Origin of the sequence: Pseudonocardia sulfidoxydans NBRC 16205 (assembly GCF_007989085.1) — a bacterium.
GTDB lineage: Bacteria > Actinomycetota > Actinomycetes > Mycobacteriales > Pseudonocardiaceae > Pseudonocardia > Pseudonocardia sulfidoxydans.
On record NZ_BJVJ01000014.1, the window covers coordinates 51,152 to 66,160 of the forward strand.

Annotated in this window: 16 protein-coding genes; 8 read left to right on the forward strand and 8 right to left on the reverse strand. The window is 71.7% G+C overall.

Annotation, left to right across the window (positions count from 1 at the left end):
• Positions 1 to 16 precede the first annotated feature (16 nt).
• The 5 genes from PSU4_RS09680 to PSU4_RS09700 all read right to left on the reverse strand — a co-directional run bounded on the left by PSU4_RS09680 (position 17) and on the right by PSU4_RS09700 (position 4,129).
• Positions 17 to 439 (reverse strand): hypothetical protein, encoded by a 423-nt coding sequence (locus PSU4_RS09680; RefSeq protein ID WP_147105202.1) that lies wholly within the window; start codon positions 437 to 439, stop codon positions 17 to 19.
• Positions 440 to 473: 34 nt separating this feature from the next.
• Positions 474 to 1,220 (reverse strand): UPF0158 family protein, encoded by a 747-nt coding sequence (locus PSU4_RS09685; protein WP_147105205.1) that lies wholly within the window; start codon positions 1,218 to 1,220, stop codon positions 474 to 476.
• 125 nt (positions 1,221 to 1,345) lie between these two features.
• Positions 1,346 to 1,909: a C40 family peptidase gene (locus tag PSU4_RS32265; RefSeq protein ID WP_246115025.1), complete on the reverse strand. Its 564-nt coding sequence runs from the start codon at positions 1,907 to 1,909 to the stop codon at positions 1,346 to 1,348.
• Positions 1,910 to 2,450: 541 nt separating this feature from the next.
• Positions 2,451 to 3,530 carry an inositol-3-phosphate synthase gene (locus tag PSU4_RS09695; protein ID WP_147105208.1) on the reverse strand — a complete coding sequence of 360 codons (1,080 nt, stop codon included), beginning with the start codon at positions 3,528 to 3,530 and terminating at the stop codon, positions 2,451 to 2,453.
• Between the two features lie 14 nt (positions 3,531 to 3,544).
• Positions 3,545 to 4,129 (reverse strand): PadR family transcriptional regulator, encoded by a 585-nt coding sequence (locus PSU4_RS09700; protein WP_147105211.1) that lies wholly within the window; start codon positions 4,127 to 4,129, stop codon positions 3,545 to 3,547.
• 177 nt (positions 4,130 to 4,306) lie between these two features.
• Here PSU4_RS09700 and PSU4_RS09705 point away from each other — a divergent pair, with 177 nt between their 5' ends.
• The 3 genes from PSU4_RS09705 (at position 4,307) to PSU4_RS09715 (ending at position 9,177) form a co-directional block, all read left to right on the forward strand.
• On the forward strand, positions 4,307 to 4,711 hold the full coding sequence (locus PSU4_RS09705) for a DUF5318 domain-containing protein (RefSeq protein ID WP_147105214.1): 405 nt from the start codon (positions 4,307 to 4,309) through the stop codon (positions 4,709 to 4,711).
• A 284-nt stretch (positions 4,712 to 4,995) separates the two neighbouring features.
• Positions 4,996 to 7,482 carry a transglycosylase domain-containing protein gene (locus PSU4_RS09710; RefSeq protein WP_246115026.1) on the forward strand — a complete coding sequence of 829 codons (2,487 nt, stop codon included), beginning with the start codon at positions 4,996 to 4,998 and terminating at the stop codon, positions 7,480 to 7,482.
• 123 nt (positions 7,483 to 7,605) lie between these two features.
• Positions 7,606 to 9,177 carry a glycosyltransferase family 87 protein gene (locus tag PSU4_RS09715; protein ID WP_147105330.1) on the forward strand — a complete coding sequence of 524 codons (1,572 nt, stop codon included), beginning with the start codon at positions 7,606 to 7,608 and terminating at the stop codon, positions 9,175 to 9,177.
• Here PSU4_RS09715 and PSU4_RS09720 read toward each other — a convergent pair.
• On the reverse strand, positions 9,113 to 9,511 hold the full coding sequence (locus PSU4_RS09720) for a DUF3052 domain-containing protein (protein WP_147105217.1): 399 nt from the start codon (positions 9,509 to 9,511) through the stop codon (positions 9,113 to 9,115). The two genes, PSU4_RS09715 and PSU4_RS09720, sit on opposite strands and share 65 nt — an antisense overlap.
• Before the next feature lie 63 nt (positions 9,512 to 9,574).
• Between PSU4_RS09720 and PSU4_RS09725 the strand changes: the two genes are divergently transcribed.
• Positions 9,575 to 10,216 (forward strand): NUDIX hydrolase, encoded by a 642-nt coding sequence (locus PSU4_RS09725; protein ID WP_246115027.1) that lies wholly within the window; start codon positions 9,575 to 9,577, stop codon positions 10,214 to 10,216.
• Between the two features lie 91 nt (positions 10,217 to 10,307).
• Here the strand turns inward: PSU4_RS09725 and PSU4_RS09730 are convergent, their stop codons facing one another.
• Both PSU4_RS09730 and PSU4_RS09735 read right to left on the reverse strand, forming a co-directional pair.
• Complete coding sequence (locus tag PSU4_RS09730) at positions 10,308 to 11,840, reverse strand: glycosyltransferase family 87 protein (RefSeq protein ID WP_186816849.1); 1,533 nt, start codon at positions 11,838 to 11,840, stop codon at positions 10,308 to 10,310.
• The gene (locus PSU4_RS09735) at positions 11,837 to 12,607 is read right to left on the reverse strand and encodes a deoxyribonuclease IV (protein WP_147105220.1); all 771 of its coding nucleotides are present in this window, start codon (positions 12,605 to 12,607) and stop codon (positions 11,837 to 11,839) included. The genes PSU4_RS09730 and PSU4_RS09735 overlap by 4 nt, the downstream gene beginning before the upstream one ends.
• Positions 12,608 to 12,839: 232 nt before the next feature.
• Here PSU4_RS09735 and rpsF point away from each other — a divergent pair, with 232 nt between their 5' ends.
• The 4 genes from rpsF (at position 12,840) to rplI (ending at position 14,482) form a co-directional block, all read left to right on the forward strand.
• The gene (gene rpsF, locus PSU4_RS09740; RefSeq protein WP_147105224.1) at positions 12,840 to 13,163 is read left to right on the forward strand and encodes a 30S ribosomal protein S6; all 324 of its coding nucleotides are present in this window, start codon (positions 12,840 to 12,842) and stop codon (positions 13,161 to 13,163) included.
• 10 nt (positions 13,164 to 13,173) lie between these two features.
• A complete protein-coding gene (locus tag PSU4_RS09745; RefSeq protein ID WP_147105226.1) occupies positions 13,174 to 13,719 on the forward strand; it encodes a single-stranded DNA-binding protein in 546 nt (181 codons plus the stop codon).
• A gap of 65 nt (positions 13,720 to 13,784) precedes the next feature.
• A complete protein-coding gene (gene rpsR, locus PSU4_RS09750; RefSeq protein WP_013678623.1) occupies positions 13,785 to 14,021 on the forward strand; it encodes a 30S ribosomal protein S18 in 237 nt (78 codons plus the stop codon).
• Between the two features lie 14 nt (positions 14,022 to 14,035).
• Positions 14,036 to 14,482 (forward strand): 50S ribosomal protein L9, encoded by a 447-nt coding sequence (rplI, locus tag PSU4_RS09755; protein WP_147105230.1) that lies wholly within the window; start codon positions 14,036 to 14,038, stop codon positions 14,480 to 14,482.
• Positions 14,483 to 15,009: the final 527 nt, after the last annotated feature.

Here is a 15,009-nt window from a genome sequence, read left to right on the forward strand (position 1 = left end):
CGCCGCGCCGCAGGAGTCAACGGCTCCTGCGCCGCGGCGGCCTCGCCGGCAGCGGTGTCGCGTCGCCGCGGCGGGCGGCGCTGCGCCCCGGATCGGCCAACCACTTCTCCACCTCGACGACGACCGTCGTCGCCGCCGCGATGGCGGCCCCGGCTTCGGCGGCCGGGACGGGTTCGTAGCCGTGGTCGGCGAGCAGCGACTGGTTGAACAGGCTGCGCAGCACGCGACCCGACTCCGGGTCGAGGGCCCGCTCGCGGACCACGCGGCGCACGAACGCCGACACGACGTCGGAGAAGTCGCCGCGGGTCTCCCCCAGCACGAGCAGCGCGGTCTCGGCCGCGTGGTAGGCGCCGTGGAACGCGCGTGACAGCGCCTGCGTCGTGAACCCGTTGTCCAGCAACAGAGTCGCGGCGTCGATCTCCTCCCGCGCCCGCGCCATCCCGGAATGGTTCACCCCGCCTGGCCCCCCGCGCTCACGAGATCCGCACCGACCCGGTCTTGGCCCGGATCAGCATCGGCTCGGTCGGACGACCCATGGCCGACTCCGCGACCGGCAGCGCGGTGATCGTCAGACCCGACCGTTCGGTGTGCCGCCACAGCACCGCGTCCATGCGGCGCAGCTCGTCCCACGTGGAGTCGACGCGGTCGAGGACGACGAGCAGATCCAGGTCGGACTCGACGCCACCCTCGCCGCTGGCCCACGAGCCGTAGAGCAGGACCCGGTGCAGCCGGGGGCCGTACAGGTCGGCGAGGTCGCCCGCGACGGCCGCGGGCACGTCGGCGTTGCGGGGTGAGGGATCGGGGGTGCGGGCCAGCGCGCGGCGGCCCACCTCCTCGTCGACCAGTCCTTCGGCGAGCAGCCACTCGATGGCGCCGCGACGGGCGCGGGCGTCGCGGAAGCGGTACCACTCGTCACGGACCTCGGGGAACTCGAACAGCGTGTTCTTGAACCGCCGGAACGCGCCCCGGCCGTTGATGGCCTGGTCGAGCAGCTCGGCCGCCCTGCGATGCTGGACGGCCTCGACGAAGTCGCTCATGTCGCCGTACCCGGCGCCGGCCTCGGTGGGCGGGATGCGCACCCAGCCGGCGGGCTCGTCGTCACGGTCGGAGACGAGCTGGATCGTGCCGTCGCCGGGGTCGATCCACCAGCTCACGCCGGGGGTGCGGTCGTCGCGGGCAGCGCCGAGCCCGGCGAGGTCCACGTCGTCCGGGTCGAGCATCCCAGGATGCTATCGCCGCGCGAACGTCGCCGGTGTCCAGAAAAGAGACGCCCGCAGGCCCGGCCGGACGGTATGCCTGGCCGGGCCGTGCGCGGGGAGCGTGGTCCCTGGGTTCTGGGAGGGCCTCAGATGCGGCGCGCTCCGGAGAACGGCATCGACGCCAGGGTGCTGATCTTCACCGGCTGGCCGGCGGTGCTGGCGTGCACGACCTTGCCGTTGCCGATGTACATGGCGACGTGGCTGACCGGCTTGTAGAAGAACACGAGGTCGCCGGGCTGCAGGTTCGCCTTCGACACCGGGGTGCCGAACGTGGACTGCGCGCGGCTGGTGCGCGGGATGGTGACGCCGGCCTGCTTGAAGGCCCAGTACATGAGGCCGGAGCAGTCGAAGGCGCTCGGGCCGGCCGATCCGTAGCGGTAGGGCGCTCCGAGCTTGCTCATGACGATCGAGAGGACCGACTTGCTGCTGGCGGCCGGCTTCACCGCGGTCTCGACGACCGGGGCGGTCACCGCGACGGCCGGCTGGGCAGCGCCGGCGCCGGGGACGGCGGCAGGGATCTCGAGGACGGCGGCCGCTGCGGGCGCCGCGGGGGTGGCGGCGGGGAGGATCGCGAAAGCGGAGGCAGCGGCGGCGGTGGCCGCGACGACGGCCGTCCGGATCGTGAGGAAGCGGGGGGTGTGCGTGTGCACGGGGGTGTTCCTTAGGGGGTAGCACCGCCGGACACGCGCGGACCGCACGCCGGGTGTGCGGGGGAGCGGGAGCCGGGCCGGTCGCCGTCGTCCTGGGGGGTCGGACGGTCCGTGCCCGGTTCGTGGTCCGGACGATGACCCCACACTCCGCAGCTCCGGGTGAGCCTTGGTCGTGCAGGGCCGTAGCCCAAATTACGAACAGATTTCGACGATTCACCATGACGCAAATCTCAAACAATGGTGCGTATTCGGGTGATCGTTGTCACGGAAAGGAACCCGATCGGCCGAATCTCGTCGACGTAATTCGGTGCTGTTCCGGAGTCGAAACCGCGCAATGACGTGTGACCGGTCACGGGAGGGTGAGTTATCGTCCCGTTATTGGGTCGGACGGGTGACAAAAATTGCGGTCCGGAAGGATCGGAAATAGTTCCGGAACGGAAACGACGAGACCGCGGAACGGAGACAACAGATCCGGGGTACGACGAAGGCCCTGCCCCGCAGATGCGGGAGCAGGGCCTTCGGGTGGGACGGCGGCCGAACGTCAGTTCTGGCGCTCGCCCCGGATGAACTGCTCGACGGCGTCACGCGCCACGTCGTCGCCGTACTGCTCGGGCGGCGACTTCATGAAGTAGCTCGACGCCGACAGGATCGGGCCACCGATCCCACGGTCCTTGGCGATCTTGGCCGCGCGCACCGCGTCGATGATGATGCCCGCCGAGTTGGGCGAGTCCCACACCTCGAGCTTGTACTCCAGGTTCAGCGGCACGTCGCCGAACGCGCGGCCCTCGAGCCGGACGTAGGCCCACTTGCGGTCGTCGAGCCACGCCACGTAGTCCGACGGGCCGATGTGCACGTTGTCCTTGCCCATGTCGCGGTCGACCTGCGACGTCACGGACTGCGTCTTGGAGACCTTCTTGCTCTCCAGGCGCTCGAGCTCCTTCATGTTGAGGAAGTCCATGTTGCCGCCGACGTTGAGCTGCATCGTGCGGTCGAGCTGGACGCCGCGGTCCTCGAACAGCTTCGCGAGCACGCGGTGCGTGATCGTCGCGCCGACCTGCGACTTGATGTCGTCACCCACGATCGGCACACCGGCCGAGCGGAACTTCTCGGCCCACACCGGGTCCGAGGCGATGAACACGGGCAGCGCGTTGACGAAGCCGACGCCGGCGTCGATCGCGCACTGCGCGTAGAAGCGGGCCGCGGCCTCGCTGCCCACCGGCAGGTAGCAGACCAGCACGTCCGTCCCGGTGTCGCGCAGCACCTGCGCGACGTCCACCGGCTCCTCGTCGGACTCGGTGATCGTCTCCCGGTAGAAGCGACCCAGGCCGTCGAGGGTGTGCCCGCGCCGGACGGGCACGTCGAGCGGCGGGACGTCGGCGATCTTGATCGTGTTGTTCTCGCTGGCGAAGATCGCCTCCGAGAGGTCGCGACCCACCTTCTTGGCGTCCACGTCGAACGCGGCGACGAACGTGACGTCGCGGACGTGGTACCCGCCGAAGTCGACGTGCATCAGACCCGGCACCCGGGTCGTCGGGTCGGCATCCGCGTAGTACTGGACACCCTGGACCAGCGACGCCGCACAGTTGCCGACGCCGACGACGGCGACACGCACCTGGCTCATGGCCGGCTCCTCCTTCATCTGTCTGGTGTATCCGGCTGCGTCGCCGGAGGATCCTGTCGTTGTTCCGCCTGTTCGCGGCTGATCAGCTCGTTGAGCCAGCGGACCTCGCGGTCGGTGCTGTCGAGGCCGAGCTGGTGCAGCTCACGGGTGTATCGGTCGATCTGCTCCCCCGCCCGGCCGAGGGCGGCCCGGATTCCCTCACGCCGTTCCTCGACGGCGCGCCTGCGCCCTTCGAGGATGCGCATCCTCGTCTCGGCCGGGGTCCGCGAGAAGAACGCGAGGTGCATGCCGAACGTCTCGTCGTCCCACGCCTGGGGACCGGCGTCGGCGAGCAGGTCGGCGAAGCGCTCCTTGCCCTCGGCGGTGATCCGGTACACCTTGCGGCTGCGCCGCGACCAGGTGCCGGAGGTGGTCTCGGGAACGGGCTGGTCGACGTCCTCGACGATCAGGCCCGCGCGGGTCAGTCGACGCAGCGCTGGGTAGAGCGACCCGTAGGAGAAGGCGCGGAAGCCGCCCAGTCGCAGGCCGATCTGCTTGCGCAGCTCGTACCCGTGCATGGACGCCTCGTTCAGCAGCCCGAGGATCGCCAGTTCCAGCACGGCGCATCCCTCCTCGGTGTGCTCGGCCCCGGGACCCCGCGACCGACGGGGACCTCTCGCCCGACTATATCGGTCCGATACATCTTCGCTCGATCGCGAGAGCCTCGTCACTCGTCCACGAGCCGGCCCGGGGGACGGTGGATCGGGAGCGTCGTGGTCCGCGCGTACCCTGGTCGGGTGCTGACGCAGCGACAGGTCGTCGACTACGCGCTGCAGCGCCGGGCGCTGCTCGCCGACGTCCACTCCGGCAGGACCGGGGTCGCCGAGGTCTGCGACGCGAGTCCCTACCTGCTGCGCGCCGCCCGTTTCCACGGGCAGCCCAGCGACGTCTCCTGCCCTGTCTGCCGCAAGGAACGTCTCACCCTCGTCTCGTGGATCTTCGGCGAGGAGCTCAAGCACGCCGCCGGATCGGCCCGCAAGCCCGAGGAGCTCGACCGGCTGGAGACGCTGTACAACGAGTTCTCGGTGTACGTCGTCGAGGTCTGCCGGACCTGCAGCTGGAACCATCTCGTGCAGTCGTACGTCCTGGGTACGGGAGGCCGCAGCGGGCCGCCCGCCCGGCGGCGGTCGGCGGGGGAATGACAGCCCACGCCGATGAGCCGTCGAACGCCGTTGCCCCGAAGCGCCGTTGCCCCGAGTCCACGCCCGCCCTACCGGCACGAGCCGGGCCACACCGCCCGGTCCCCGCGTCGCCGGCCGCCGGTCGTGGAGTGAGCGGAGTCGAAGAACCGCATGAGACGAACTGATCGGTCCGCACGCCACCAGCTCCCCGGGTGGCGCGCGACGGGGACCACCCCGACGACCGCCCGCCGTCTGCGGGACCCGCACGGACGGGGCCGGACGACGACCGACCACGGAGCCATTCGGTGACAGACCCGCGCGATCCCCGGTTCGACCCGTCCCGCCGCCCCGGTCCCCCGCGACCCGCGGCCGGCCCGCCGCCCCGCCCGCCCCGGCCCATGGGCCCGCCCCCGGGCCAGGCCGGTCCGGCCGCCGCGCCCGGCGGTCCGCCGCCCGGCCGCGCCGTCGTCCCGCCGGTGAACCGCGACGTTCCGCTGCTCACCCACGACGACGCCCCGCGCGCCGAACCGATGCCCCCGCGGGCCGACGCCCACACCACCGTCACACCTCGCCCGTCCGCCCGGCCCCGGTCCGGTCCCGGCGGGCCCGGGGGCCCGGGCGGTCCGCGCGACCCCGGAGGCCCCGGCCGCGGCGGCGGTGGCGGCGGTGGCGACGAGCCGCCCCTGCCCCCCGAGGCCGCCAAGAAGCGCAGGTGGCGCCGCATCCGCCGGGTGATCTACGTGGCCGCCGGCGTGTTCATCCTCGGCCCGATCCTCGCGTTCGTCATCGGCTGGCTCGTGTTCCAGGTGCCCACCGCCGACGACGCCAAGATCACCCAGGTCGCGACGTTCACCTACGCCGACGGTGCGCCGCTGGCCACCGTCCGGCCCGACAACGTCAACCGCACCAACGTCACCCTCGACAAGGTGCCCGAGCCTGTCCGCCAGGCCGTGCTCGCCGCCGAGGACCGGACGTTCTACAGCAACTTCGGCTTCGACGTCACCGGCATCATGCGCGCGATCTGGAACCAGGTCACCGGAGGCGTCGGCGGCGGCTCGACGATCACCCAGCAGTACATCAAGGTGACCACCGGGCAGGACGAGGTCTCCTTGTGGCGCAAGTACAAGGAGGTGGTCCTCGCGGCGAAGATCTCCAAGGAGCTGTCCAAGGACCAGATCCTGGAGAACTACCTCAACGTCATCTACCTGGGCCGCGGCGCCTACGGCGTCCAGGCCGCCAGCCAGGCGTACTTCGGCAAGGACGTCTCCGACCTCAGCGTGTCCGAGGGCGCGATGCTCGCCGGCATGATCCAGTCGCCGTCGCGCTGGGACCCGGCCAAGACACCCGACAAGACCCTCGAGCGGTGGAACTTCGTCCTCGACGGCATGGTCGGCCAGGGCTGGCTCTCCCCCGCCGACCGGGCCGCGCAGAAGTTCCCCGAGTGGAGGCAGCCCGCACCCACCGGCGGCGGCATCCCCGGGGACAGCCGCGGCCACATCTACAACCTGGTCCGTGCCGAGCTCGAGGCCCGTGGCATCTCCGACACGGAGATCAACACCGAGGGCCTCACCATCACCACGACGATCGACCCCGAGAAGCAACAGGCGGCGGTCGCCGCGGCGCAGAAGGTCATGAAGGGCCAGCCCGCGAACCTGCGCACCGCGCTCGTGTCGGTCGACCCGAAGACCGGGGCGGTGCTCGCCTACTACGGCGGTGACAACGGCGTCGGGCTCGACTACGCGCAGGTGCTCAAGCAGCCCGGGTCGTCGTTCAAGCCGTTCGTACTCGCCGCGGCGCTGCAGCTGCCCAGCCCGGTCGGCCTGGGCTCGACCTACGACGGCTCCTCGCCCATGACCATCGCCGGCGCGAAGGTGTCCAACTCCGAGGGCGTGAGCTGCGGCAACTGCACCGTGAAGACGGCGATGACGCAGTCGATCAACACCGTCTTCTACCAGATCGCCGTGGCCATGGGCCCGGCCAAGGTCGCCGACGCCGCACATCAGGCCGGCATCCCGGCCGACCTCCTGCCCAACCCCACCGGCGGCATCTCCCTGGGTGACAAGGAGGTCCACCCGATGGACATGGCGGCCGCGTTCGCCACCTTCGCCGCCGACGGAGTCCGCCACGACCCGTACCTGATCAGCAAGGTCACGGCGTCCGACGGCCGCGTCCTGTTCGACATCGGCGCCGTCCAGGGCCAGAACGCGTTCCCCCAGCAGGTCGCCCGCAACGTCACCGAGTCCATGACCGACGTCGCGTCGTCGTCCGGGATCGCGCTGTCCGGTGGCCGCCCCGTCGCGTCCAAGACCGGCACCGTGCAGAGCTCCGTCGCCGGGCAGAACAACGACGCCTGGACCGTCGGCTACACGCCGTCGATCTCCACCGCGGTCTGGGTCGGTACCGACGACAACTCGCCGATCAAGAACTCGGCCGGCCGCCCGATCTACGGCCGGATGCTCCCCGGCTCGATCTGGCAGCAGTACATGAACGCCGCGCTCAAGGGCACGCCCGTCGAGCAGTTCTCCAAGTTCGTGCCCATCGGCACCCCGCCCTACTCCGAGGTCACCACCACCCAGCCCACCGCCGGCAACGACGACGAGGACTACTACGGCGACGACCGCGGCGGTGACAACGGACGTCGCGGCGGCGGTAACGGCGGCGGGAACGGCGACGGCGGCGGCGGAGGCAACCGCGGCGGCGGGAACGGCGGCGACGGCGGCGGGAACGGCGGCGGCAACGACGGCGGTGGGAACGCCCGCGACAGTGGCGACGGGGCCGGCAGCGATGAATGACGCCGCCCGGATACCGTTCGACGGGTGACGCGCACGACAGGCGACCGCGGACGGACGAGAACCGTCCGCGGCACGCCGGGCGACGCGCCACCGCCGCGCGTCGTGCCCAGCTGGACCGAACCGATGGCGGCCGCCGCCAGCAGGATCGTCGGCGGCCCACTGGGTCGGCACGCCACCGTCGGTCGCAGCCGGTTCTGGACACCCCTGCGCGTCGTGCTGCTCTTCGCGGTCGCGGTCATGGCGCTGAGCTGGCTCGCCAAGTCGCCCTGCCTGCAGCAGTACCCGGCCGGCGACGGCTCCCTGGCCCTCGACTGGCGCAACGACCGCCAGTACGTCGCCATGTGCTACTCCGACACCGTCCCCCTCTACGGCCTCGAAGGCCTCGAGCGGGGCGCGCTGCCCTACCGCGACGCCTGGCTCGAACAGCCCGGCACCCCGCAGGAACAGCTGCGCTACATGGAGTACCCCGTCGTCACCGGGTTCTTCCAGTGGTTCAACGCCCGCCTCACCGACGGCTGGCTCGCCCTCGCCGCGCACATCCCGCTGCCCGTGGCGCTGCCCGTCGTCGTCTACTTCGACTTCTCGGCCGGCTGGCTCGCGCTGGCCTGGCTCGTCGTCGCCTGGGCGGTGTGCCGGCTGCGGCCGTCCCGCCCGTGGGACGCGGCGATGGTCGCGCTCTCACCGCTCGCGCTCGTCCACCTGTTCACCAACTTCGACGCGCTCGCCGTCGCCTTCGCGACCGCGGGCCTCCTCGCGCTGGCCCGGCGCAGACCCTGGCTCGCCGGGCTGCTCATCGGCATCGGTGGCGCCGCCAAGCTCTACCCGCTCATGCTGTTGCTGCCGGTGCTGCTCGTCGGCTGGCGACGTCGCGACACCGGCGGCCTCACCCTCGCCGTCCGCACGATCGCCGGCGCCGTCGTCGCGTGGGCGGCGACCAACCTGCCCGTCGCGCTGCTGTGGACGCCCGGCTGGTGGGAGTTCTTCCGGCTCAACCAGACCCGCCCCGCCGACCCCGACTCGCTCTACTACGCGCTCAGCTACTTCACCGGCTGGGCCGGCTTCGACGGCGACCTCGCCTCCGGCCAGACCCCCGCGATCCTCAACGCCGTCACCCTCGGCCTCTTCGCGCTCGCCTGCGTCGGCGTCGTCGTCCTCGCGCTCAAGGCACCCCGACCACCCCGGCTCGCCTCGCTCGCATTCCTGGTGATCGCGTCGTTCCTGCTGGTCAACAAGGTGTGGAGCCCGCAGTACTCGCTGTGGCTGGTGCCGCTCGCGGTGCTCGCCCTGCCGCGCTGGCGGCTGCTGCTGGCCTGGATGTTCGTCGACGCCGCCGTCTGGGTGCCGCGGATGTTCTACTACCTGACCCCCGAGAAGAAGGGCCTCCCGCCCGACTGGTTCCTCGGCGCGGTCCTGCTCCGCGACGCCATGGTCGTCCTGCTCTGCGTCCTCGTCGTACGCAGCGTGCTCCGGCCCGGTGCCGACCCCGTGCGGGCCAACGGCCCCGACGACCCCGACTGGCCCGGCACCACCCCGGCACGGCCGCGCGTCCGCGACGTCATCCCCGCGCCGAGCGCGTCGGGCAGCACCGCGCCGAGCGGGTCGGGCAGCACCGCGCCGAGCGGGTCGGGAATCACCGCTCCAGCCGCCGCACCAGCTTCAGGCCGGACCACGTCGCGTCGATCGCGCACACCTTGACGTCCACCCAGCCCGATGGCAACGCGTGGTCGCGGACGCCGTTCTCGTCGAGGTCCGTCGCCACCCCCGACGCCTTCTTCGGCCACGCCACCCAGACCGCGCCCCGCTCGGTGCTGCGCTCCACCGCCCGCGACCAGCGCCTGCGCAATGTCGCGACGTCCGGGCAGAACACCACCTGCACCTCGTAGCCGGCACCCGACGCACGCCGGTGATGCGGCGCGTCCAGGCCGAACCCGGCCGGGGTGCCGACCAGCAACGTCCGTGTCCCCTCCCGGATCCCCAGCTTGCGGGGCAACGGCGTGCCGGAGTAGCCGGCCGGTGCGGCGGGGGTCACAGCGCGACAGCGTATGCCCGGGCGGTCGTATGAGGCAGTGTCGGCGCAAGGTGGGGGTGAGCAGTGGAGCCGAGGGCAGTCGTCGCCGCGCGGATGGCCGCGTTCGAGCCGGTCCGCGTCGACCGACCCGACCTGGCCCGCGCCGCCGTCACCATCACGCTCGTCCCCGATCCCGACCCGGCCCCGACCGGCGACGCTCCCGGGGACGACCCGCTCCTCGACGGGCTCGCCCTCCTGCTCACCCGCCGCGCCCCCACCCTGCGTCGCCACGCCAACCAGTGGGCGCTGCCCGGCGGACGGCTGGACCCGGGCGAGACCGAGATCGTCGCCGCCCGCCGCGAGCTCGACGAGGAGCTGGGCCTGCGTCTCGACGACGACGCCGTGCTCGGCGTCCTCGACGACTACCCGACACGCTCGGGCTACCTGATCACACCCGTCGTCCTGTGGGGCGGGCCTGCTCGAGACCTCACCCCCAACCCGGCCGAGGTCGGCTCCGTGCACCGGGTCGCGCTGCGCGAGATCGACGTCGAGCCCCGGTTCCTGACGATCCCCGAGTCCGAGGCGCCGGTCATCCAGGTGCCGATGCTCGGCCGCTTCGTGCACGCTCCCACCGGCGCGGTGCTGCACCAGTTCCGCGAGGTCGTCCTGCGCGGGCGCCCGACGCGGGTGGCGCACCTGGAGCAGCCGGTCTTCGCCTGGCGCTGAGCTCGAAATGATCGCCGTTTCCGGCGCATGGACGCCGCAGATGGCGCTCATGTGCCACGAACAGCGATCACCAAGGTGCCGCAGGGGCTGGTCAGGGTGTCGAGGTGGCCGAGCTCGGTGTGTCGCCGACGGGTTCGCGCTCGTTCTCAGCGCCTGCCTTCTCGGCGTCCGCCGGGTCCGTGGCGGCGGCTGCGGCGGGGTCGTCGCGGCTCGTCGTGTCGGCGGGCGGCGGCTCAGCGGGCTCGGGCGCGTCCGCCGGCCGGGGCGGGCGGAGCGCGAAGGTCGGGGGCACGCGCAGGAACAGCACGAACAGCGCGACGAGCAGCGCGGCCCGCCCCCAGACGCCGACCGCGACGGCCTGCGCCGCGAGCCCCTGGGTGATCTCCAGGTTCACGCCGGCGCGGACGTCGTAGAGCCAGCGGAAGATGCCGATCCCCATGACGGCGTCGGCGACGAGGTACCCGGCCACGACACCCCACGGCACCCGCAGCAGCACGAAGAACGGCAGCAGCCACAACGTGTACTGCGGGCTGTGCACCTTGTGCAGCAACAAGAACCCGCACAGCATCGCGGCGCTCACCGCGACCCACGGGTAGGAGCCGAGGCGTCGCATCCGCCACAGCCCGATCCCGGCGGCCAGCAGGAACGAGGCGACGACCAGCGTCGGGGACAGCCACGACACGAGGTCCTGGAAGGCGACGTCGTCGGGCTCGGAGTACGGCCGGAAGCCCCAGAACCAGAACGAGTTCGTCGTGAAGTCGACCTTGCGCAGCTGCTGGAAGGTGAACGACGCCCGCCAGCCGTCGAACCCGGCGATCGCGAACGGCAGGTTGACGACGACCACGGTGAGCGCGGCGGCACCGGCGACGCGGACGGCGCCCCACCAGTCGAGACGTCCGCCGGGGACGCGGTCCTCACCGCGGGTGAGTACGTAGAGGGCCAGCGGCAGCACGAACGCGCCCGGATAGAGCTTCAGCGCGAACCCGAGCCCGAGGAGCACGGCGGCGACCGTGCCGCGCCGGTGCAACGACCAGCGGGAACGCAGACCGTGCAGGACGAAGACGGCGCCCACCGCGCACGCGACGACGGGCAGATCCCAGTTGTGGAACGCGTACAGCACGAGCGGCGGGCCGAGCGCCCAGAGCAACGCCCGCCACCGCGACAACCGGCCCAGCAGCCAGCCCGTGGCCAGGCCGAACGGGGCCATGATCAGGGCCGACGCGAGCAGGAACCCGGCGTCGGTGTGGGCGCCGAGCGCGGCCAGCCACATGATCAGCCCGGTGAGCACCGGGTACTCCACGGTCCCGCCGGTGAGCGTGCCGTCGGCGTCGATCCCGCCGTCGACGTAGGGGAAGACGTGCTTGTCGATGTCGCGGCCGATCCAGAGGTGCTGGATGTCGGAGTAGCAGACGTCGAGATCCTTGCGGTTCTCGTAGTCGGGCGCGCTGCGACCCTGCGCGTCGAACTCCGGGCCCGTGCACCGGGCCTTGTTGACGTAGCCGAGCACGAGCGTGAGACCCGTGAGCGCGACGACGACCGCCAGCAGCAGCGCCGTTCCGCGCCGGGACGGCGCGACGGCCTCGGACCCGGGGACCGGGGCGGTGCCGACGGCCGTCCGGATCACCGCCCCAGCCGCTCGCGGAGGAACGCGATGTCGGCGGCCTGGCCCTCGGCCGGGGTCTCGACGACGACCGGCGCCCCCGCGGCCTGGGCGACCGCCGCGAGCTGCTCGGCGTCGATCGTGCCGGAGTCGATGTTGGCGTGCCGGTCGCGCGCCGAGCCGAACTCGTCGCGCGAGTTGTTGAGGTGCACCAGGTCGATCCGGCCGGTGATGGCCTTGGCGCGGTCGACGACGTCGACCAGGTCCTCCCCCGCGGCGAACGCGTGGCACGTGTCGAGGCAGAAACCGACGCCGAACTCGCCGACCGCGTCCCACAGCCGCGACAGCGCGTCGAAGCTGCGGGCCATCGCGTTGTCGCCGCCCGCGGTGTTCTCGATGAACACGGGAACGGCGAAGCCGCCCTCGTCCTGCTGGCGCTCGACGAACTTGCGCCAGTTGTCGAACCCGACCCCCGGGTCGTCGGACTGCGTGACGTGGCCGCCGTGCACGACCAGCCCGATCGCACCGACGTTCGCGGCCTCCTGGGCGTGCTGCACGACGAGCTTGCGCGACGGGATGCGGATGCGGTTGTTCGGCGATGCGACGTTCACGACGTACGGCGAGTGGACGACGACCGTCAGCTCCCCCGACCGCAACTGCTCGGCCTGGGGGTGCGCGGGCGGCTTCTTCCACCCCTGCGGATCGGCGAGGAAGATCTGGACGACGTCGGCCCCGCGCTCGGCCGCGGCGCCGACGGGATCGTCGTCACGGACGTGGGCCCCGATGAGCATGGCGTCAGCCTAAGGGGACGCCCCCCGACACCGCTCCCGCACCGTGCGGGGCGGCCGGAGCCGGGCAGATCCGCGCTGGTAGCCTCGACGGATCACCCCGACCGGTGTCCACAGGGACGCCGCAACGACGGTCCCGCCGAGGCGGGACCCGATTTCTGTCGGGGGGTGGTGAGAACCTCCTGCCGCGGATGCACCGCGGCCGTCACGAGTCCATAGGAGGTGAGTGGTTCTCATGCGTCATTACGAGGTCATGGTCATTCTCGACCCGAGTCTCGACGAGCGCACCGTGCAGCCGTCCCTGGAGACCTTCCTCAACGTCATCCGTACCGATGGCGGTTCGGTGGAGAAGGTCGAGGTCTGGGGCAAGCGCCGGCTGGCCTACGAGATCAACAAGAACCCCGAGGCGATCTACGCGATCCTCGAGGTCACCGCCGAGCCGGCCACCGTCGCCGAGCTCGACCGCCAGCTGGGCCTGAACGAGTCCGTGCTGCGTACCAAGGTCCTGCGCCGCGAGCCCAAGAAGCAGCGCACCCCCGCCCCGGCAGCCGCGAGCTGAGGAGGCCGTCATGGCCGGCGAGACCGTCATCACCGTGGTCGGCAACCTGACCGCCGATCCCGAGCTGCGGTTCACCCCCTCGGGTGCCGCGGTCGCCAACTTCACGGTGGCCTCGACGCCGCGCACCTTCGACCGCCAGTCCGGCGAGTGGAAGGACGGCGAGGCGCTGTTCCTGCGCTGCAACGTGTGGCGGCAGGCGGCGGAGAACGTCGCCGAGACGCTCACCCGCGGCATGCGCGTCATGGTGCAGGGCCGGCTCAAGCAGCGGTCCTTCGAGACCCGCGAGGGTGAGAAGCGCACCGTCGTCGAGCTCGAGGTCGACGAGGTCGGCCCGTCGCTCAAGTACGCGACCGCCAAGGTCAACAAGGTCAGTCGCGGCGACGGCGGCGGCGGCTTCGGTGGTGGCGGCGGCTTCGGCGGCGGTGGCGGTGGCGGCGGCAACCGTCCTTCGGGCGGTGGCGGCGGTGGTGGCGGCGGCGGTTACGCCGACGACCCCTGGGGTTCGGCCCCGCCCGCGGGCAGCGGCCCGGCCATGGACGACGAACCCCCGTTCTGATCGAGACCACTCCCCGGCGCGCCCGGTAGGCGCGAGGGGACACCAGTACATCCAGGAGCACAGGAATGGCGAAGCCCGTTCTGCGCAAGCCGAAGAAGAAGGTCTGCGCGTTCTGCAAGGACAAGGCGCAGGAGATCGACTACAAGGACACCGGTCTGCTGCGCAAGTTCATCTCCGACCGCGGCAAGATCCGCGCGCGCCGTGTGACGGGCAACTGCCGTCAGCACCAGCGCGACGTGGCCGTGGCCGTCAAGAACTCCCGCGAGGTGGCGCTCCTGCCGTACACCTCGACGGCGCGCTGAGGAAGGACGTCACCGTGAAGCTCATCCTCACCGCCGACGTCCCGAACCTGGGCGGCCCGGGCGACATCGTGGAGGTCAAGGACGGCTACGGCCGCAACCTCCTGCTGCCGCGCAAGCTCGCGATCGTCGCCACCCGTGGCGCCGAGAAGCAGGTCGAGTCGATCCGCCGCGCCCAGAAGGCCCGCGAGATCCGCGACCTCGGCCACGCCAAGGAGGTCGCGGGCCAGCTCGAGGGCCTCGCGGTCACCGTCAAGGCGAAGTCCGCGGGCGACTCGGGCCGGCTGTTCGGTTCGGTCACGGCGGCCGACGTGGTCGCCGCCATCCGCACCGCGGGTGGCCCGGCGCTCGACCGCCGCGTCGTCGAGGCCGGCCAGATCAAGACCGTGGGCACGCACTCGGTCGCGGTCCGGCTGCACCCGGACGTCACGTCGAACCTCGATATCGAGGTCGTCGCGAACTGATCACCCTCGGCGGCCGTCACGGCCGTATTGGTGACGCATTGTGACAGGGGCGGGATCCTGATCCACTCGGATCGGGATCCCGCCCCTGTCGCGTGTCGGGGTGTCGGGCAGAGCCGTTCGTCGTCGACGAGCGGACCCGGGTGAGGTTGCGGTGTATCGGTCATGTCGTCGCCGAGCGACCGTCCGAACGCGCCGGGTGACAGATCCGCGTCCCCATCGCAGCGGGCCGACACGCCGTCGGATCGCGACACGCCAGCGGTTTTGTCCACAGCTCTATCCACAGAGCTGACCTGGGCTTTCGGTGGAAATCCGGGTTCTGTGCACAGTCTGTCCACACCGTGGTCCCAAAGCGCTCCTGGGGTGGAGCGGATCCGTCCCCAGGTCGTCCCCAGGGATGTCGATCACTGCGTTGTGGCTCCACCCGGGCGTCCGTACGCTCCCGTACCGAGGTGGCGGATGTCGTCGGCACGACGACGACCGTTCACCGATCCGTCGCTCGGGGGTGAGGGTCGGAATGCTGTGAATCG

Coding starts and splice junctions, on each gene's coding strand:
- PSU4_RS09680 (WP_147105202.1), bottom strand. CDS start 439: ATGGCGCGGGCGCGGGAGGAGATCGACGCCGCGACTCTGTTGCTGGAC.
- rpsF (WP_147105224.1), top strand. CDS start 12,840: ATGCGTCATTACGAGGTCATGGTCATTCTCGACCCGAGTCTCGACGAG.
- PSU4_RS09685 (WP_147105205.1), bottom strand. CDS start 1,220: ATGCTCGACCCGGACGACGTGGACCTCGCCGGGCTCGGCGCTGCCCGC.
- PSU4_RS09695 (WP_147105208.1), bottom strand. CDS start 3,530: ATGAGCCAGGTGCGTGTCGCCGTCGTCGGCGTCGGCAACTGTGCGGCG.
- PSU4_RS09745 (WP_147105226.1), top strand. CDS start 13,174: ATGGCCGGCGAGACCGTCATCACCGTGGTCGGCAACCTGACCGCCGAT.
- rpsR (WP_013678623.1), top strand. CDS start 13,785: ATGGCGAAGCCCGTTCTGCGCAAGCCGAAGAAGAAGGTCTGCGCGTTC.
- PSU4_RS09715 (WP_147105330.1), top strand. CDS start 7,606: ATGGCGGCCGCCGCCAGCAGGATCGTCGGCGGCCCACTGGGTCGGCAC.
- PSU4_RS09735 (WP_147105220.1), bottom strand. CDS start 12,607: ATGCTCATCGGGGCCCACGTCCGTGACGACGATCCCGTCGGCGCCGCG.